11 protein-coding genes and 2 pseudogenes are annotated in these 19,082 nt (G+C 58.1%); 7 read left to right on the forward strand and 6 right to left on the reverse strand.

The genetic code is table 11. The annotated features are described in order from the left end of the window. Positions 1-16 precede the first annotated feature (16 nt). From ACA041_RS15615 to ACA041_RS15630, 4 genes are all read right to left on the reverse strand, one after another. Positions 17-5,632 (reverse strand): putative Ig domain-containing protein, encoded by a 5,616-nt coding sequence (locus tag ACA041_RS15615; protein ID WP_497441943.1) that lies wholly within the window; start codon positions 5,630-5,632, stop codon positions 17-19. 317 nt (positions 5,633-5,949) lie between these two features. Further along, positions 5,950-7,365, reverse strand: a complete 1,416-nt coding sequence (locus ACA041_RS15620; protein WP_497441944.1) for an amino acid permease — start codon at positions 7,363-7,365, stop codon at positions 5,950-5,952. Positions 7,366-7,531: 166 nt separating this feature from the next. After that, positions 7,532-8,587 (reverse strand): ornithine cyclodeaminase, encoded by a 1,056-nt coding sequence (gene ocd / locus ACA041_RS15625; RefSeq protein ID WP_497441945.1) that lies wholly within the window; start codon positions 8,585-8,587, stop codon positions 7,532-7,534. A gap of 49 nt (positions 8,588-8,636) precedes the next feature. After that, positions 8,637-9,671 carry a histone deacetylase family protein gene (locus ACA041_RS15630; RefSeq protein WP_497441946.1) on the reverse strand — a complete coding sequence of 345 codons (1,035 nt, stop codon included), beginning with the start codon at positions 9,669-9,671 and terminating at the stop codon, positions 8,637-8,639. A 119-nt stretch (positions 9,672-9,790) separates the two neighbouring features. Here ACA041_RS15630 and ACA041_RS15635 point away from each other — a divergent pair, with 119 nt between their 5' ends. The 4 genes and pseudogenes from ACA041_RS15635 (at position 9,791) to ACA041_RS15650 (ending at position 12,585) form a co-directional block, all read left to right on the forward strand. Then, a complete protein-coding gene (locus tag ACA041_RS15635) occupies positions 9,791-10,291 on the forward strand; it encodes an Lrp/AsnC family transcriptional regulator (protein WP_154978148.1) in 501 nt (166 codons plus the stop codon). 427 nt (positions 10,292-10,718) lie between these two features. Next, positions 10,719-11,074: pseudogene (locus ACA041_RS15640) on the forward strand (DUF6124 family protein). 327 nt (positions 11,075-11,401) lie between these two features. Next, positions 11,402-11,587 (forward strand): hypothetical protein, encoded by a 186-nt coding sequence (locus ACA041_RS15645; RefSeq protein WP_497441947.1) that lies wholly within the window; start codon positions 11,402-11,404, stop codon positions 11,585-11,587. A 293-nt stretch (positions 11,588-11,880) separates the two neighbouring features. Continuing rightward, on the forward strand, positions 11,881-12,585 hold the full coding sequence (locus ACA041_RS15650; protein WP_497441948.1) for an SDR family NAD(P)-dependent oxidoreductase: 705 nt from the start codon (positions 11,881-11,883) through the stop codon (positions 12,583-12,585). Here ACA041_RS15650 and ACA041_RS15655 read toward each other — a convergent pair. Further along, positions 12,572-13,129, reverse strand: coding sequence for an ATP-dependent Clp protease proteolytic subunit (locus ACA041_RS15655; RefSeq protein ID WP_046817303.1), 558 nt, complete (start codon positions 13,127-13,129; stop codon positions 12,572-12,574). The two genes, ACA041_RS15650 and ACA041_RS15655, sit on opposite strands and share 14 nt — an antisense overlap. 262 nt (positions 13,130-13,391) lie before the next feature. Between ACA041_RS15655 and ACA041_RS15660 the strand changes: the two are divergent. After that, a pseudogene (locus ACA041_RS15660) lies at positions 13,392-13,553 on the forward strand (con-10 family general stress protein); the annotation flags it as partial. Between the two features lie 538 nt (positions 13,554-14,091). Further along, positions 14,092-14,769 (forward strand): dTMP kinase, encoded by a 678-nt coding sequence (locus ACA041_RS15665; protein WP_497441949.1) that lies wholly within the window; start codon positions 14,092-14,094, stop codon positions 14,767-14,769. A 55-nt stretch (positions 14,770-14,824) separates the two neighbouring features. On the opposite strand, the gene ACA041_RS15670 is transcribed toward ACA041_RS15665, so the two are convergent. After that, positions 14,825-16,648, reverse strand: a complete 1,824-nt coding sequence (locus ACA041_RS15670; RefSeq protein ID WP_497441950.1) for an NAD(P)/FAD-dependent oxidoreductase — start codon at positions 16,646-16,648, stop codon at positions 14,825-14,827. A gap of 245 nt (positions 16,649-16,893) precedes the next feature. Between ACA041_RS15670 and ACA041_RS15675 the strand changes: the two genes are divergently transcribed. Beyond that, a complete protein-coding gene (locus tag ACA041_RS15675; RefSeq protein ID WP_497441951.1) occupies positions 16,894-18,789 on the forward strand; it encodes a sigma-54-dependent Fis family transcriptional regulator in 1,896 nt (631 codons plus the stop codon). The last annotated feature ends 293 nt before the right edge of the window (positions 18,790-19,082 follow it).

A 19,082-nucleotide genomic window follows, 5' to 3' on the forward strand; every position in this document is an offset into this window, starting at 1 on the left:
GGGATGCGGGTTTGGCTCAGGCTGTGAAATCGCTGGCGTGCAGCTCCTTGACGCCCACCAGTTCAAATTCGAACTCGGGGGTGGCGTCGGCATTGACACTGCCGTAGACGATGCCATCGGCAAAGCGCAGTTGGCCGGTGGCGTTTGCAGGGTCAAAGGCATTGCTGCCGATGAAGGTGAAGGCGTCGACAGCGGTGGTCAGCGGGTTGGCGTCCAGACCGGTGAAATCCAGATGATCGCCTTCGGCGCTCTTGAAACCGTTGATCACATCGCGCAAAGCCCCGACGTCCATGTCCGACAGCGCAGTAAACGCATAGGTATCGGCGCCCGTGCCGCCGCTGAGAATGTCGGTGCCTGCACCACCGATCAGCCGGTCATCGCCCGAACCGCCCACCAACGTATCGTTGCCCGCACCACCGTTCAAAACGTTCGCGCCACTGTTGCCCGACAGATTGTCGGCGTAGGCGCTTCCCGTCAGGTTTTCCAGGAATTTCAAGGTGTCGAGCCCCGAACCCGAGGTGTTTTGCTGCGCTGACGTCGAAAGGTTTACGTTAACGCCGGACAGGGCGCGCTCGAAAGACACGGTGTCATTACCCTCGCGCCCGTCCAGCACGTTGTTGCCGGCGCTGGCGAACAGCGTGTTGTCCAGCCCGTTGCCAGTGCCATTGGCGGCACCCGCGCTATCGATATACAGATGCTCGACGTTGCTGGCGAGGGTATGGGCCGCCAGGCTGCTGTGCACACTGTCGATCCCTCCCGGCCCGGCACTGTTGTTGGTCTCGATCACAGTGTCGTCGGCGTTGTCGACATAGTAAGTGTCGTTGCCATCGCCGCCGCTCATGCTGTCGGCTCCTGCGGCACCATCGATCACGTTGTTGGCGGCATTGCCGGTGATGAAGTTGCGCCGTTCATTGCCGGTGCCGTCGATGTCCGACACGCCGGTGAGCACCAGGTTCTCGAGGTTGGCGCCCAGGGTCCAGCTGACCGAGGCCTGTACGGTATCGATCTGCGCGGTCGAGGTGTTGGTTTCCTCCACGCTGTCGAAAGCGTTATCGACCACATAAATGTCGTTGCCATCGCCACCGCTCAGGGTATCGGCGCCCAGGTCGCCATCGAGCGTGTCGTTACCCGAGCTGCCCACCAGGGTATCCGCCTGGTCGGTACCGGAAATCATCCCGCCCTGGTTCTGAGCGTTGTCGAAAATGTCCTGCACACTGTTGTTGTCGTTGGGGTTGCCCTGGAAGCCAAGGTCATCGGCGATGGCGTCGGCCAGGCGCTGGCCGACGATCTCCGCCGACTCCTCGTGCAGGTGCCAGACATCATCGGGATACACCAGTGGATCGACCTCGTAGCGCAAGGGCAGGTCGGTGTAGTCCACCGCCAGCTTGACATCGGCGCGCTCGACAGCAATGGCCTCCTGGACGGCGCGAACATGACCGACCCCTTCGACGATGGAGGCGATCTTCTCTTCGGAGTAACCACGGGCACGCGCGGCGTCCTGCTCGTAGTGACCGGTTTCCATCATGTACACGCTGAAGCTGCCGAACTGGGTATGCAGGTAATCAAAGACCTTCAGGGTCGCGGCCTTGTAGGCCGCTGCTGCCGCTGGTTTGTCCGTGGCGCGGCCGATTTCCTGGGCGGCTTCCTCGCCCTGGCCCCAAATGATGCCCATGGTGACGTTGTCGATCGATTGCAGTTCGGTGAGCTGGTCGCGCAGCAACGCCTCGGCACGCAGCAGTGCAGGCCCGGGTTGGTTGGTGTCGGTCAGCCACCAGCATAACTTGAGTTCCTCGGCGCCCAGGGTCGACAGGCCGTTGACGGTGCTGCCACCCACGGCGATGTCAATGCCGTTGCCGTCGGCGTCGGTGAACTGGCTGCGCACGTCATAGGGGGTGTAGCGGTCCAGGTCATTGACCAGCATCGAGGTGCCGGACTGATCGTCGTCCTCCGTCATGCGCAGCAGGCGCGCATTGGATTGGCCGAGGGTGGGCAGGTAGAGGATGTCTTGCTGGGCGCGCTCGCCGAACACGAAATCACTGGCGGTCAGGGTGTCGAGGTAGTTGCCGTTGAGGGCGATTTCAAAGCGATTGCCATCGGCATCCGCTTCGGCGGACTTGATGTAGGTCTTGTCGCCGGCCGTGTTAAGGGTCATGTACAAGGTGCCATTGCTGCCATCGCCGAGGCCGAGAAAGCCCAGGCCCGAGACATCGATTTTGTCGACGCCCGCGGTGAAGTCATACAGGGTGTCCGTGGCCGTGACACCGCCGCTGTCGTAGTCGCGGTAGCTGTCGAGCACGTTGCTGTAGCGGAAGGTGTCGGCGCCGTCGCCGCCGTACAGCGAATCGCGTCCGTCGCCGCCGTCGACGATGTCCGCGCCAGTGCCGGCCTTGATTGTGTCATTGCCACCGAGGCCGAGGATCAGGTCCGCACCGGCCGTGCCATTGAGGGTTTCGGCATTGTTGGTGCCGGCGATGGTGTTGGCGGGCGCATCGGCCACCGCCAGGGCGAAGCTGTCGCTGACCGACGCTCCCGAAGGATCGACGGCCTTGACCAGCACGTTGTATTGGCCGGACGCCGTGCTGATCGGCGTGCCGGTGAACGTCAGGCTGGTGGCGTTGAAACTCAGCCAGGCGGGCAGGGCGCTGCCGTCGGCAAGCGTTGCGGTGTAGGTCAGCACATCCTGGTTGGCGTCGGTGAAGCTGTCGTGGCTCAGGGTGTAGCTGAACGGTGCGCTTTCGGTGGCGTTCTGGTCGAGGAGGGGAATGGCCACCACCGGCGCTACATTGCTCGGGGTGTTCTGGTCGGCGAAGACAAAATGACTCGCCGTCAGGCTGTTCGCCAGGTTGCCCGCCAGCGACACTTCGAAGCGGTTGCCATTGGCATCGACGGTGAGGTCCTTGAGGTAGGTGCGGTTGCTCGAAGCGCTGTAGGTCACTTGCAGCGTACCGTTCAGGCCATTGCCCAGGCCGGTATAACGGAGCGCCGAGACATCGATCTTGTCGGCGGCCACATCGAAATCGAGGATCTGGTCACTGCTGCTGGTGGCGCTGGTGCGGTAACTGTCGAGTGTTGCGGTGTAGCGGAACACATCGGCACCCGCGCCGCCGGTGAGTTTGTCCGCACCGGTACCGCCGACGAGGATGTCGTTGCCCGCGCCGCCATTAAGCGTGTCGTTGCCGGCACCCCCGAACAGTTGGTCGTTGGCAGTGGTGCCGGTCAGGGTGTCGTTGTTCGGCGTACCGTTGATCACGCCAGGTGCGGTGGGTACGTCCTGCACGGCCAAGGTAAAGCTGTCGCTGACGGTTGCATTGCTGGCGTCGGTCGCGATGACCTGGATGGAGTAGGTGCCTGATGCCGTGTCGCTGGGCGTGCCGCTGAAGGTACGGCTGGCGGCATCGAAGGTTAGCCAAGCGGGCAGGGCGCTGCCATTGGCCAATGTGGCGGAGTAGCTGAGGCTGTCGTTATCCGGATCGGTAAAACTGGTGGCCGGCACCACGTAGCTGAACGCGGTGTTTTCGGTGGCGTTCTGATCCAGCAGGGGCGTGGCCAGCACCGGCGCCTGGTTGGACGGTGACGAGGTGGCGAAGACGAAGTTGGCGCTGGTCAGCTTGTCGAGGTAGTTGCCGTCCATTGCCACTTCGAAGCGGTTGCCATTGGCGTCGGCGCTCAGGGACTTGATGTAAGTCTTGGTGCCGGCACTGTTGAGCACCAGATAGACGGTGTTGTTCTCGCCATTCCCCAGGCCGGTGAACCCCATGGCCGAGAGGTCGATCTTGTCGGCGCCGATATCGAAATCGGTGATCAGGTCGCCCAGGTTGACACCGCCGGTGTTGTAATTGCGGTAACTGTCCAGGCGATTGGAGAACACGAAGGTGTCCGCCCCGGTGCCACCGGTGAGGCTATCCATGCCGGTGCCGCCGTCGAGCTTGTCGTCGCCCGCGCCGCCACTGAGGTTGTCGTTGCCCGCCAGGCCGAGCAGGGTGTCGGCCGAATCGCTACCCAATAACGAGTCGCTGGCGTTGGTGCCGGTGACCACCCGATTGAAGATGAAATTACTGGCGGTCAGGGTGCTGGTCAGGTTGCCCGAGAGAATCAATTCAAAGCGATTGCCGCTGGCGTCGGCATCGTAGTCCTTGATGTAGGTGCGGTCGTTGCTGGCGCTGTAGCTGACCTGCAAGGTGCCGCCACGGCCATTGCCCAGGCCGGTGAAACCGAGACCGGCGAGGTCGATCTTGTCCTGGGTGACGTCGAAGTCGACAATGGTGTCATCGAAGCTTGCGGTTGCGGTGCGGTAACTGTCGGACTGCGCGGCGAAACGGAACGTATCGGCGCCGGTACCGCCAGTGAGTTTGTCGATGCCTGCACCACCGACCAGAATGTCGCCACCGGCCCCGCCATTGATCGTGTCATTGCCGGCCCCGCCGTAGAAAATCTCGCTGGCGGCGCTGCCCGACAGGGTGTCGTTGCCAGCCGTACCTTGCACGGTGGTCATCGGCACCGTGGCGCTGGCGTAGCTGCCGTCACCATAGACCAGCGTGGCCCCCTTGCTGGTGTGGCTGATGGTGTTGCCGATGATGGCGTTGCGATCAGTGCCGTCTTCGTTGCGCTCGGCAACACCGTAGGTCGACAGGTCGCTGCCGCTGATGATGTTGCCCTGAATGGTGTTGTCGCTGCCGTTGAAGTACTTGCCGGACACGCCCAGGGTATCGTCGTAGGACTGGATGATGATTTCCGGTACGGGATTTCCCAGGGAATTGTTGTTGAGCGTGTTGTCGGTGATCTCGACGTGGTTGCTGCCGTAGATGCGGACCCCGGCGCTGGCATTGTCGTGAATGTCGACGCCGCTGACGGTCACCGCGCTGGACAGTTTGATCAGCACCCCTTCGGCGCCGTTGCCGTACACCTCGCCACCGGTGATGGTGATGTTGCTGGGGGAGGGGATGTCCTCACTGCCGCGCTGCACCACGATGCCATTGCCGCCGTTGTTGTAGGCAATGTTGTTGGTGAGGGTGAAGTCATGGGTGCTGGTGACGACGTTGAAACCGTGGCGGTCATTGTCGTAGGCGACGTTGTTTTCAAAGGTGCTGTCGCTGAGGAAGTCAGCCACGAAGCCGTCCAGGCCATTGCCGTGGGAGACGCTATTCTTGATGACCATGTTGACGGTCTGCTCGTGGGGGTCGAACCCATACCCGGAGCAATCCTTGATCTCGACGCTGTCGAGGGTGACGTTGGAGTCGTAGCCTTCTTCGCCGGGAATGTAGCCATTGAACCAACCGTCGACCTTGCCCGTGGTGCTGTCGCGGTTGCCGTCGATGGTGAGGTTGCTGACGCCGAAGTCGTGGGTTTCCTCGCCATAGGCGGAGCGGATGACCCCCGTGATCTTGGTGTCGGAGCCGTCAGCCACCTTGACGTTGGTTGCGCCCATGCCATCGCCGTACATGTAGACGTTGCTCTTGAGCATCAGGCAGCCGTCGGAAGGTTCCTCACCTCCGGAAACGATATAAGTACCGGTCGGCATGTAGACTTGCCCACCGCCTGCGGCGGCCGCAGCGTCTATCGCACTTTGTATCGCCGCCGTGTCGTCAGTGATGCCATCGCCTTTAGCGCCAAAACTTTGTACGTTAAAAATCATAAACTTATCTCCGTGTCAGGCTAAAACCGTATGAATGCCAATATTCCATCGACGAGCACGGTGTTAGGACCTGAGGGAGCGTGAAAGTTGTGACCATATATCGGAGAATCGTCAAAAAACCGGTATATCTGATGAGTGGATGTGAGGATCTTCGAGGAGGTAACGTTATTTTGACGCTCTTTGGGGCAAAGCAGCGTGAGCCGTCAGTGCTATTTGACGGCCTTCGCTTACAGCTCTTGGACCCGCCGGCGCCCCACAATTGCCACATCGCTCAAGGGCGCTCCACTGCATCGGCACCCAGAGGCTCCAAGTGAATATCAGCTGTACTGACTGGCCGAATCAGCAGCGGCCTTCGGCTTTCTGGTGTGGGTCAGCTGATAGGCAATTGCCAACCATATGAACCACCCCGGCATGACCATCAAGGCAATACGGGTGTCAGGTCTTAATGCCAGCAAACAGAGAACAAAGCCCAGGAATGCCAAGGAGAACCACGCCATCGGAACGCCGCCAGGCATCTTGTACGCCGATTGCGCATGCAGGTCCGGGCGGCTTCTGCGATAGGCAATGTACGAGGCGAGGATGGTTGACCAAGTGAAAATCACCAGGATCGCCGACACGGTAGAGACGATGGTGAACGCTGTCATGACTTCCGGAACGATAAACAGCAACAGTACGCCCACCAGCATCAACAGTGTGGTGAACGCCAGGCTCAGCAAGGGCACGCTACCGCTCGACAGGCGTCGGAAAATCCCTGGAGCATTGTCCTGATTCGCCAGCCCGAACAACATGCGGCTGGATGAAAATACGCCGCTGTTGGCCGAAGAGGCAGCAGACGTCAACACCACGAAGTTGACGATGCCTGCTGCTGCGGGAAACCCTGCAACCAGGAACAGTTCGACGAAGGGGCTCTTGTTGGGCGAAACCTGTTGCCAGGACGTCACCGCAATAATGCAGGCCAGTGCCAGCACATAAAACAGGATGATTCTCAGCGGAATCGAGTTGATGGCTTTTGGCAGGGTCTTCTCGGGGGAGCGGGTTTCCGCGGCGGCGATGCCGATCAGTTCGGTGCCGGCAAATGAGAAAATGGCCATCTGGAAACCGGCGAAGAAACCGAACAGGCCATTGGGAAAGGTTGCCTGTTTGTCCAGCAGGTGGCTCAGGGATGCCGTCACGCCATTGGGAGAGACAAAGGAGCTGGCAATGAGCACCATGCTGACGCCAATCAGGGTGACGACGGCAATGATCTTGATGATCGCGAACCAGAATTCCACTTCACCGAAAAGCCTGACAGTCAGCACGTTCAAGGCAAACAGCGTCATGAGCATACCGACGGCAGGTATCCAGGCGGGTACATCGGGGAACCAGTATTGAAAGAAGCCGCCGACCACCACGGCATCGCCTATCACCGCGACGCTCCAACTCAGCCAGTACGACCAGCCGAGAAAGAATGCCGCTCGCGGGCCCAGGTAGGTACCGGCAAAATCCGCGAAGCTTTTGAAGTTCAAGTTGGAGAGCAACAGTTCGCCCATGGCGCGCATGACGAAGTAGACGAACATCCCGATGATCATATAAATGAGGATGATCGATGTGCCGGAGAGGGCAATGATCTTCCCGGAGCCCATGAACAGGCCCGTACCGATGGCACCTCCCATGGCCATTAACTGAATGTGACGATTGCTGAGCGTACGCTGCAGCGCGGGCTGTTCAACCCGCTCGGACGGAGTCGATTTCATTACAAAACCTCTTGATTTTATGTTTTTGAGTTTTGGCAGAAAAGTGGCTGTCTAGCGTTCTTGTTAGAGATGCAACGGCTACTGACGGTGGTGGTTTGCGGGTGGCAGGGTTTCGCGTTCGCTACCGGGGAGTGGCCCCTTGGCTCAGGGGCATCACCTATGGCTTTCAGCTGGCCGTGCGCAGGCGCGAGGGGACGCTGGCTGGCTGTTGATCAAGCAGTTGGTAGAGGTTTTTTATGTTGGAAGGCGTCGGCACCAGGTGGATGCGCTCACCGATGGCGTGCTCCCGCGCCAGGTCGTGCACGTAGCGCAGTGACGAAAAGTCTTCCAGGGCAAAACCCACCGAATCGAACACGGTGACTTGTGCGTCGTTCTCGCGCCCGGGGACTTCGCCCAGGACAATCCGGAAGAACTCGATGACGGGAAAGTCGGCCTCCAGTTGTTGTATATCGCCTTCAATCCGGGTTTGAGGTTCAAACTCGACGATGACCCGGGCATCGCGCAGGATCTGGGCGTGCAGTTCGGTTTTCCCCGGGCAGTCACCGCCGACGGCATTGATATGCATCCCGGGCTCGATCATCTCGGGCGTCAGAATCGTTGCATAGGCCTTGTCCGCGGTGACCGTGGTGACGATGTGCGCGCCCTTGACCGCGTCTTGGACCGAATTGGCCAGAATCACCTCAATATCCGGGAAGGCGGACAGGTTGTGCTTCAACTTCAGTGAAGCGTCGCGATCGATATCGAAAATGCGTATTTGTTTGATGGACAGCATTTCGTGGAAGGCAAGGGCCTGAAATTCGCTCTGGGCGCCATTGCCGATGATTGCCATGATGCTTGCACCCGGTCGCGCCAGGGATTGTGCGACCAGGGCGGAGGTCGCGGCAGTGCGCACCGCCGTGGTCAGCGTCAGCTCGCTGAGCAAGGTGGGATAGCCACTGTGGACATCGGCCAGGACACCGAAGGCCATGACCGTCAGCAAGTCCTTTTGACCGTTGTCCGGGTGACCATTCACGTATTTGAACGAGTACTGTTGGCCATCGTCGGTCGGCATCAACTCGATCACACCGTCGGCCGAATGATTGGCGGTGCGGGGCGACTTATCAAATTGCGCCCAGCGTGAATAATCAGCTTCGATGTAAGCCGCCATTTCGCGGATGGCCCGGCGGATGCCCACCTTGGCGAACAGGCGTGCGGCATGATTGACGTCTATAAAAAGAGTCATGTTTTTATTCTCCGATTCAATAGTTGAAACGCTGTGATTCAGCGATGAATCAGGCGCGTTTGCTCTCGTAACCATGCAACACGTTGACCGCATTGATCCCGATTTCATTGACCATGTAGCCGCCTTCCATCACGAACAGGGTGGGGCAGCCCACGCCCGCTATCTGCTCGCCGATGCCGATGAAGTCTTCGCTTTCCAGCAGGAAGTGGCTGATGGGGTCGTCTTTGAACGTGTCGACGCCCAGTGAAATAACCAGCACTTCAGGGGCAAATTGCTGGAGTTTCTTGCAGGCGTGGAGCAAGGCGTTGCGGTAGCTTTCCCAGGTGGTGTTCTTCGGCAGCGGATAGTTCAGGTTGTAACCTTCGCCGTGCCCTGCACCGACTTCGTGGCTGAAACCTGAGTAGTACGGATAGGACACCGCCGGTTCGCCGTGCAGCGACACAAACATGACATCGCTGCGTCCGTAGAAAATGTTCTGGGTGCCGTTGCCATGATGAAAGTCGACGTCCAGTACGGCGACACGCTTGGCGCCTCGGGTAATGGCCTGCTGTGTGGCAATGGCGGCGTTGTTCAGGTAGCAGTAGCCGCCCATGTATTCACGCGCCGCGTGATGGCCGGGTGGGCGGCACAGGGCAAAGGCACTGTCGTGGCCTTCATCGATCAGCGCTAGTCCGGTCAGCGCGATATCGGCGCTGGTCTTTACCGCTTGCCACGTGGTGGCGGTAATGGGGGAGCCGGCGTCCATGGCGTAGAAACCCAGCTTGCCGTCGATGAAAGCAGGCACTTGCTCGTTGGCCAGATCGCGCACTGGCCATACCAGCGGCAAGGCATCGTGGGTGCGTCCGGTTGCGCACCATTCAGACCAGGCGGTTTCCAGAAAGGTGACGTAGCGCTCGCTATGCGCGTTGACATAGCACGACCGGTCAAATGCCCGCGGCTCGATGATCTGGCCAAGCCCTACTTGCTTGACCCGGTTATGGACGGTATCGGCCCGACTGGGCTGCTCGAAGGACGGCTTGAGTACGCCGTCTTTCAATTCGGTGCCGTGGTGCAAACGGTGGGAATCACTGAAAACTGTAAACATTCTGCGCATCCGTTGATGTGAACCAGTGCAAATATTTTGTTCTGGTACGGCTGCGATTTCTTTGCTTTATGTTCATGGTTTGGGAGATATTGCGGGCGAACTTACTCTGGAATGGTGCGATGCAGAAAAAAATATCCAAACGCATCAGTCTCGACGACACCGACCTGGCGATTCTCGCGTTGCTGCAGGAAGACGCGAGCATTTCCAATGCCGAGCTCAGTGAGCGGCTGTCGTTAAGCCTTACGCCTTGCTGGCGGCGGCGTAAGCGAATGGAGGAGGCGGGCGTGATCAAGGGCTACCAGGCGAACCTTGATCGACGAATGCTGGGGCTGGATATCATGGCATTCGTGCACATCCGTTTTTCCACCCACGCCGATCACGCGCCCGACGCCTTCGAGGCGGTGATTGCGCAATTGCCTGAAGTGTTGTCCTGTCACAAGATCACCGGGGATGCCGATTACGTGCTGCAAGTGTTGGCAGAGGATCTTGATAGCTACAGTGATTTCATCGAACAGGTGCTCAGGCGTCAGGTGGGTATTGCGTCCATTCAGTCCAGTCTGGCATTGCGGGAGGTCAAGGCCAGTAGCCGGATTGCGATACCGAAATCGAGCAGGGACTGAACGGGCAAGGGATATATCACTTTTTAAAGCTGTTTTTTTACAGGCTGTCTTTTTTCGACGGCTCCATCAACACCATTAGAGATCGCTTGTTTAAGCGTCCTACAGCTTACTTCCTGCAAGCTACAAGACCTTGCGTCGTTGCCTACAGGTACGCCAGAATCCGCCGGCTTGTGCGCCTTGGGGCTGCTCGGTAACTTGATTCCCGTCACTGCCCATCAGTGATCGGGTTTAGCAGCCCGGGGTTATAAGCAAGGTTCACAAGCTCTTGTCGGTCAGGCATTACATGCCTGCACTTGATGGTGGTTGTGCGCAGGGCGCCTTAGGGCGCGCCGGCTTTGCTAGCTTCCCCGGTCTGCTAACCTGCGTACAGCTGCCTCCCTCTCGTTCAGCAGCAGGAGGGTTGGCACCCAATGAGGGAAGCCAGCTTATGTTCAAGGTCACACCCAACCCGCCGGACGCCGATCCTGAATCCCCATACGAACCCGATTCAAACTCAACGAGGCCGCTGAGAGGGCCCTCGACGTCCACTTTCCTTCGACTGCCGACATCAAAGCCATCCCGCGCACACCCAGCACAATGTTTACCGTGGACCCGGAAGCCACGACCGAGACCCTGGTGGTTTATCTGGTCGAGACACTGGCCTCGGTCGATGTGATGGTGCATCAATTGGTGGATCATCTGGACGGCGGTTCGCGCAATGCGCTGCTGGGCATCTCCAACAGCGTAATGCTGGCGGAGATCACTGCGAACAGAGTGCTGGACCAAATCGATCCGCCTGAGTAGGTACTTCAACGGCAAGATGCGTTTGCGTTCGGTCACTGGGAAAGGGGCGGCAGATCTACAGCCAAAGCAAAAAATAGCAGCCTCGCTTCGGTGATCGGGGCGTATGCAAATCCTGAGTCCGGCAGAGATCCAATGTGGGAGCGGGCTTGCTCGCGAAAACGGACTGACATCCGGCATCGATGTCGACTGACATGGCCTCTTCGCGAGCAAGCCGCTCCCACAGGTAATCGGGCAGAGACTGAACGGGCAGGGGAACGCAAAGGGAGTTACCTGCTATCCGGGTGTTGAAGGAAAGGAGACAGTGTGACCCGCCAAGGAAGAACAAGCATGCCCCCACAGTCTACGAATCGAGCCAGCATCGAACAGTTGCACCGTGATGTAGCCGCTCTGGCCGAAGAAATGAGCAGGCCCGCACCGACTGCGGCCCGCGCTTTTCTGTTGCCTTTCTGCATCGGCGTAGCTTTCGCCCTGACGACCTTTGTCGTTGTCGCTCTGGTGGCCAAGCTGGTCTGATCTCTCGCTCCTCACTCATTAGCGGGCGTCTTTGCGTTTTCATGAATTGAGTCAAACATTAGATGCCGCGCGGGTGTTGGGTCAAATCCGTTCGCCTGCGTAGCCGCAACGCATAAGCGCGAAGGAGGGGAGCGCTGCCTGGACGCACCATTCCCTTCGCCCGCTGGCGGTTTACCGAGGCAGTCTATACTCGGGAGCGTGGCAACCAACCCTGGCATGGGGGGGTAACTGCTTTATGAATCGTATTGCTTCACGCTTCATGCGTATCAAATAAAGGAGTCTTTGCATCAATCATGACCAGTAAACTCACTTCCAAGACCGCGATCGTGACCGGGGCCGCCCAAGGGATTGGCGCAGCGATCGTGCGACTCTTCGCGCAGGAGGATTGCTTTGTCTACGTCACTGACATCAACGACGAGCTCGGCAGAACCGTTGCAGATTCACTCGGTGATCGCGCCCGCTATCTGCGCCTTGATGTGCGGCGCGAAGATGATTGGCTGCGAGTGACGACGCAAGTCCTGAAGGAGCGCGGCAGGCTGGACGTCCTGGTGAACAATGCGGGTATCACCGGATTTGAGCACGGCGCCGTGCGGCATGACCCGGAGCATGCGCGTCTGGAGGACTGGCACGCCGTGCATCAGACTAATCTCGATGGTGTATTCCTTGGTTGCAAGTACGCCATCCGCTCCATGCGGCATCACGGAACAGGTTCCATTATCAACATCTCCTCTCGATCAGGCCTGGTTGGCATTCCGGGAGCCGCGGCCTATGCGTCGTCCAAGGGCGCAGTGCGTAATCACACAAAGACGGTCGCGCTTTACTGCGCTGAGCAAGGACTCACAGTCCGGTGCAACTCAATTCATTCATCCGGCGGGGAGCAGGCCTTTCTGTTTGGCGACATGAGTCGCCAGTGCGTCCGTCAAGTCCGGCGACGGAGGGGGTTCGACACGTCCTCTGAGTCAGGAATGAGGAAATGGGCTCTGTTCATCCACCGCTGACTTTCCAATGTTTGACATCATCTGCAAACATCATTTGCTTCATCTCATGAGCAATGCCATAAGCCAGAGACTCATGTGCAGCGATGACTTTTTCCTCCGCTGAAAGGCAATGAAAAATATCGAGCTTTGTCTCTGCGTCAGCAGTTTCGAGTGTGAAAATCTGCACGTAACGTGCGAGGTCGTTGTCCAGGCTCGACAGGTATTCACGCAGGCGCTGATGGTCGACTGATTTTTGGCTGAAATACCAATTCATCGGGTGAATCAGGAAGCGTGAGTGGGGCGAGGTGATACGGCGGCCTGCTGCCAAAAACATAATGATGCCCATGGATTCGATGTTGCCCGCATTGATCGCGCAAAGCGGTACCGGCAATGACTTCAGGAAGGTGTAGAGGGTGAAGCCAAAGTTAGTGCTACCCCCGCTTGTAGAAAGATTGAGGAGCAAGGAGGTGGCGCCTTGATCAATGGCTTCCAGGCAACAGTCCCGGAAGCGCTCAGTCGTTCCCTGATCGATCTGGCAATGAAAATGCACGATGTGTTCAGTCATCGATTGACCGCCTGAGTGTGATGCATGGAGGACTTCTACGCGTTATCAAGTCTAGTAAACATCGAGCATTTGATCTGGAATCCGACGTAAGTTGCCCCCTCCGTGAGGCACTCGCCGTCCATCGAATACGCGCATTTTCAATGGAACCAAATACCCGGATCCATTCGTCGCGAGCCAATATTTTCGTTCAAACTTTCTGTTTTGTGCGTCCTCCGAATTAGACGAGCCCATGCTCGTGCTAACGATGTAGAGGTGAACAAAAATGGCCAATACAGGAAACAAAAATCCAGGCAATTTTTCAAACGACCGGGACAAGGCTTCTGAAGCCGGTAAGAAAGGTGGAGAAGCCTCTGGCGGAAATTTTGCCAACGATCCACAACGCGCCTCTGAAGCAGGCCAAAAAGGTGGCCAGGCTTCCGGCGGACAACAGTCTCGCGATAGCGATCGCATGTCTGGAGGCGGGCAGGGTACGAACCGCGGAGGCGAATTTGCCGACGATAAAGAAAACATGACCAAACCAGGCCAAAAAGGTGGCCAGGCTTCAGGCGGACAACAATCCAACAAGGCTGATCAATCGTCCAGCGGCGGGAAAGGAAGCGGAAGCGGCGGCAATCTCGCCGATGACCGCGATAAGTCCTCTGAAATGGGCCGCAAGGATGGTGGGACGAGCGAAGGTGGAGGACGCAAACCCTGATGCCGTCTGACCCCATCAAGCCCCGAATCTTTCGGGGCTTGATTTCGATATTGCCGGCCAATTCTGAGATCCGGGCCCTGCACCTGGCATCTGCGACCAGCCTTAGCGGCTGTAACTCTGGATTTTGAGACCCGATAGCCAGAAACTAAGTTAGAGTGTTCATCAATGTCTGTTCATAAGGACCCTCCACTCGATTCGCATAGTCGCGCCAAGCGGTTCCAGCGAACGATCCGGGCAAAAAAACCGTATATCAATCGTTATTTGAAGAATGAATCGTCCGCTGTTTGTTTCTCTAGATGGGCCCAAGGGAACCGGCAAAACCACACTGTTGGAGGCCGTTACGAAAGTACTGAGGGCAGACAACAAAAAGGTGATCCGACTTTGCGAGAAAAAAAGCGATCCCTACAGGGGTGAAACAATGGCCCTCGTTAACAAGCTCGTCAGAAATCCCACCCGGGATTTGGAGTTGGGGGTTTGTGAGCGCTTTGCTGATAGCCGTACCTGGATTTCCCAGCACGTGCTAGCTAAACAGCCACCAGACAGCATCATCTTGATCGATCGCTGGTACCCGTCCGATGCCGCGTTTCGCCGGATAATCCCGTTTGCCGAGATTCTACAGTTAAACATTGATCGAAACGTGCGAGTGCCAGACTTGCATGTCGGGGTTGTCACCGCCCCTGAAATTTCATGGGCGAGGGCAGCGGCGCGCCAGCGTGGGCTGAGCAGTACTGTGATCCATAAGCTGGAAGAACATGTCGCTTGCACCAAGGCGTTCGAGCGAGCGATTGCAGACCACGGCTGGGTTTTATGCCGTAATGAAGGAACGATCGAAGACGCAACGATGCAGGTGGTTTCTGAGATCTATAGAGTCCTTCGTTGCCCCGTAGACGAAGTTTGCTGCGCTGGCCTTGATGCGGTTGGGATAGCCGTAGATATAGATCGTTAGAATACGCCCGGGGCATTGTGCAGAGGCGCCCAACCACGGCTGGGCGCCATTTGACTCAGCCAGTGTGGTGACTCTCGGCAAGGCCGTAGACGGATGTGTCGATGCCTTCGAAGCGTGCCTTTAACTGAAGCGCCAGATACAGCGAATAATGCCGTGACTGATGCAGGTTGCCACCGTGGAACCAGAGGTTTTCCTGCTGTGTTGGCTTCCACATGTTCCGCAGTTCGCCCTCGTAGGGGCCAGGATCATTCGTGGTTCCGGAACCCAAGCCCCAGCAGCGGCCGACCTTGTCAGCCACTTCCTGGGAAATCAGCTTCGCCGCCCAACCATTCATTGAGCCATAGCCCGTGGCGTAGACGATCAAATCTGCCGGTAGTCGGCTGCCATCGTTGAGTATGACGGCATCTGTTTCGATGCGTTCGACACCCAGGCCAGGCGCGCTCTTGAGCTTGATCGTGCCGTTAGCGATCAGTTCCGAGGCACCGACGTCGATGTAGTAACCAGAGCCACGGCGCACGTATTTCATGAAAAGACCAGAGTCGTCGTCACCGAAGTCGAGCATGAAGCCGGCCTCGGATAAGCGCGCGTAGAAGTCCTTATCACGCTCCTTGATCATTTCAAAGACTGGTTGATGAAAGCCAGGCATTACCTTGTAGGGGATCGAGGCGAACAGCATGTCGGCCTTGTCCGTGGTCAAACCCGTCTCCAGGGCGTCTTCAGAGTAGAGCCCGCCGAAGACGAGATCCATTAAACTGTCGGAACGCACGATGTGGGTGCTCGAGCGTTGCACCATGGTCACCTCAGCGCCGTTCTCCACCAGGTCGGCGCAGATATCGTGAGCCGAATTGTTCGCACCGATGACCACCGCGCGCTTGCCACTCCATGCGTCTCCGCCGGGATGGCGGCTGGAATGATGCTGCTGTCCATTGAAAACCTCGGCACCCGGATAACCAGGAACATTGGGTACGCCAGACATGCCGGTGGCGAGGATCAACTGAGTAGGCTGTAAAGTTACACGCTCGCCATCGCGCTGCACTTCAACCTTCCAGGTGCCGGTTTGATTGTCAAAGCTGGCGCTCACGCATTCTGTACGCGGCCAATAATTGAGCTCCATGACTTTGGAGTACATTTCCAGCCAGTCGCCAATCTGGTCTTTTGGTGTGAAGACTGGCCAGTGATCGGGGAAGGGTAGGTAAGGCATATGGTCATACCAGACAGGGTCGTGCAGGCAGAGTGACTTGTAGCGACCGCGCCACTGATGGCCAGGACGCTCAGCCTTGTCGACGATCAGGGTTGGTACGCCCATTCGCTTGAGTCGCGCAGCGAGCCCCAGCCCCCCTTGCCCGCCGCCCACGATCAGGCAATAGGGCTGGGTGGTGATACCTAGCGAAGCTTCTTCATCGCGTCGACGCTCCAGCCAGTTGCGTTTGTCGGCGTGGGCGTGACCATGACTGGCACCCATCGGCCTACGGCGGCCACTGGGTTCTTCAAAACCTTTGAGTTCACGCATGGTCGTCAGCAGCGTCCAGCACAGGCCTTCCTTCAGGCGCACGTAGCCTTTACCTCGCGCCGCTTCGGTTTCCAGGCTGATCCAACCTTCGAGCACACCGTTATTCAGCGTCGCCTCACCTTCCACTTTCCACTGCTCAGGACGAGTCTGGTCCAGGCGTGTTTCGAGCATGTCTCGGATGGCAGGCTTGCCTTCCAGGGTCACTAAGTTCCAGCTGAAAAGTAGCAGGTCGCGCCAGTAACACTCTTCGGCAAATAGTTCGAGTGCGCCGTCCAAATCACGTTGGGCGAGACACGCGTTGAGGTTTTCGACCCAAGCCGCGAGCTGATCAGTTGGCGTTTGCAGAGGTGTTTCGATAGCGATGTTCATGGGGCTTCTCCCGTTCTTGTTGTTTTTGTAACAACTTGCCCTAGAGCAAGGCCCGGGCCATCTTCATGAAAGCCCTGTTGCAGAGCGGCTGCCGCAGTACTGCTCAGGCTTTGACTCGGATCTATGTCACGATTCTGGGAATGGCGGATGACAGAGTGTCACGCGGCGCAAAGAGCGCTCGTTGCAGTCTTTTCATATAAGCTGCGAACAACCCCGTGTCTTGACCGTAGCGGAGAAAAAGAACAATGAAGCCGGCTTTGATCAACGCCCATGCACAACAAGTGCTAGAAGCCGTGCAGGGCACTCCCGCCAGCCACGGCCTTACTACTGACCTGGCTATCACACGGTCTTGGCGCCGTTGCCTGGATCAGCATCAGCTTGATCCCGCCAGTCGTCGCGAGCCTAATGTAGTTGAGCACCTACGCTTGCAGGATCACCGCGCGCCACTGGAACACATCATCTCTATGGCGCACTGGCAGATGAGCAGTTTGCACCAACAACTCGGGCGTGACGGCCACGTGGTGCTGCTCACCGATGCTCGCGGTGTGGCGATTGACAGTGTGTTCAACGAATCCGAACGAGCCGAGTTCCAGCGTTCCGGACTGTGGCTCGGTTCGGTATGGAGCGAGGATTGCGAGGGTACCAACGGTGTCGGCACCTGCCTGGTCGAGCGACAGCACGTAACCATCCGTCGTGATGAACATTTCCGTGGTAAGCACGTCGGCTTGACGTGTTCGGCCAGTCCGATATTTGATGCGAGCGGAGAGTTGCTTGCCGTGCTCAACCTCTCCTCTGTGCGGGACGAACACAGCCTTCAGCAACACTTCAAGGCCATGGCGTTGACCAACCTGTCAGCCAAGTTGATCGAGAGCTGTTTTTTCTTAGGGCATGATCCGCAGCGATACTTGCTGCGCTTCCACCCTGAGGCAGGGTTCGTTGGGCTGTTGGGTGAAGGTCTGCTCAGTTTCGACGAGAGTGCCCGTATCTGTTCAGTCAATCATGCTGCGCTGGGTCTGCTGGGCCTCAGCCGCGATCAGTTGGTTGGGCAATCTCTGACGATGCTGCTGGAAACACCTATCGATCAAGTGATGAGTCAGGCCAGCTCTCAGCCGAGTGTATGTTGGCCTATGCGGCTGGTGGACGGACGCCTGCTCTACGGACAGTTGCGAGAACCCTTACGCCAGGTGCCTTTAGTCACTCCTGCAATCCCCAAGATTAACGACGTGCACGTGTGTCTGGAAGACCCGCGCCTGCAACGCGGCTTTGCTCGCGCATTGCGTGTTTTGGAGCGTGACGTTCCGGTGTTTTTACAGGGCGAAACCGGTACTGGCAAAGAAGCTTTTGCTGCGGCGCTGCATCGCGCCAGCTCCAGAGCGAGCCAGCCGTTTGTGGCGATCAATTGCGCGGCCATTCCAGAAACGCTGATCGAGAGCGAGCTGTTCGGCTATCGCGGCGGCAGCTTCACCGGCGCACGCAAGGACGGGATGATCGGCAAGCTGGAGCAGGCCCATGGCGGCATCCTATTTCTCGATGAGATTGCGGATATGCCACTGGCGTTACAGACTCGCCTGCTGCGTGTGCTGGAGGAACGTCAGGTGGTGCCGCTAGGCGGCGCGACGGCACGTCCGCTCGACGTACGCCTTATCAGTGCCAGCCACCAGGATCTGCACGCCTGTGTGGCCGAAGGGCGCTTTCGCGAAGATCTGTTTTATCGCATTGCCGGGTTCGCCGTGCAACTCCCGCCGCTGCGTGAGCGTTCAGACAAGGGCCGTTTGCTCGACCTATTGCTGCGCGAGGAGGCAGCAGGGGCCAGAGTTCGGCTGGAGGCGGGCGTCAGAGAGCGCCTGCTGGCGCAGCCTTGGCCAGGCAATGTTCGGCAGCTGCGTACGTGTCTGCGCACACTGGTAGCGTTGGCGTTGGAGGGGCGTGTCACTCTGGATGACTTGGCGGAGTTGCTGCCGGTAGCGCCAGCGACAGCCGCGCTGGCCGAAAATCCGCTTGGAGTATCCGAACGGCAGACGCTGCTAACGTTGATTGAGGCGGAACACTGGCATATCGCCTATGTTGCCGCCCGCCTGGGAATCAGCCGCAATACGCTCTATCGCAAACTGCGTCATCACGGTATTTCACGACCCGGTTGAATGCAGAATGACATCGTCGCGTTTCGTGGCGCTGTGGACTTGGACTGAGACGTTAGAATTCGAGCAGGAGAGGGCGCTGGAAGCAACCATGTGTTCGCGCGCGACACGATCCCAGAGGTATCGCTCAGGAGTTCGGTTGATAGAAAAGCCTCCGCAATTCCCGGGGCGGTTCATAATGAAAAGCTGCGACGTAGAAACTAATGTTCGCAGTAGCCACGGATTACGTAGGCAGGCCAGCGAAGATTGGTAAAGCTCAGTTGATGAGGTTACGCGATGCATCGCATGGTGAGACA

It is taken from the genome of Pseudomonas sp. LBUM1676 (assembly GCF_059695605.1).

What these genes read in the sequence shown, in the direction of transcription:
- ACA041_RS15615 (WP_497441943.1), bottom strand. Translation starts at nt 5,632, where the DNA reads ATGATTTTTAACGTACAAAGTTTTGGCGCTAAAGGCGATGGCATCACT.
- ACA041_RS15620 (WP_497441944.1), bottom strand. Translation starts at nt 7,365, where the DNA reads ATGAAATCGACTCCGTCCGAGCGGGTTGAACAGCCCGCGCTGCAGCGT.
- ocd (WP_497441945.1), bottom strand. Translation starts at nt 8,587, where the DNA reads ATGACTCTTTTTATAGACGTCAATCATGCCGCACGCCTGTTCGCCAAG.
- ACA041_RS15630 (WP_497441946.1), bottom strand. Translation starts at nt 9,671, where the DNA reads ATGTTTACAGTTTTCAGTGATTCCCACCGTTTGCACCACGGCACCGAA.
- ACA041_RS15635 (WP_154978148.1), top strand. Translation starts at nt 9,791, where the DNA reads ATGCAGAAAAAAATATCCAAACGCATCAGTCTCGACGACACCGACCTG.
- ACA041_RS15645 (WP_497441947.1), top strand. Translation starts at nt 11,402, where the DNA reads ATGCCCCCACAGTCTACGAATCGAGCCAGCATCGAACAGTTGCACCGT.
- ACA041_RS15650 (WP_497441948.1), top strand. Translation starts at nt 11,881, where the DNA reads ATGACCAGTAAACTCACTTCCAAGACCGCGATCGTGACCGGGGCCGCC.
- ACA041_RS15655 (WP_046817303.1), bottom strand. Translation starts at nt 13,129, where the DNA reads ATGACTGAACACATCGTGCATTTTCATTGCCAGATCGATCAGGGAACG.
- ACA041_RS15665 (WP_497441949.1), top strand. Translation starts at nt 14,092, where the DNA reads ATGAATCGTCCGCTGTTTGTTTCTCTAGATGGGCCCAAGGGAACCGGC.
- ACA041_RS15670 (WP_497441950.1), bottom strand. Translation starts at nt 16,648, where the DNA reads ATGAACATCGCTATCGAAACACCTCTGCAAACGCCAACTGATCAGCTC.
- ACA041_RS15675 (WP_497441951.1), top strand. Translation starts at nt 16,894, where the DNA reads ATGAAGCCGGCTTTGATCAACGCCCATGCACAACAAGTGCTAGAAGCC.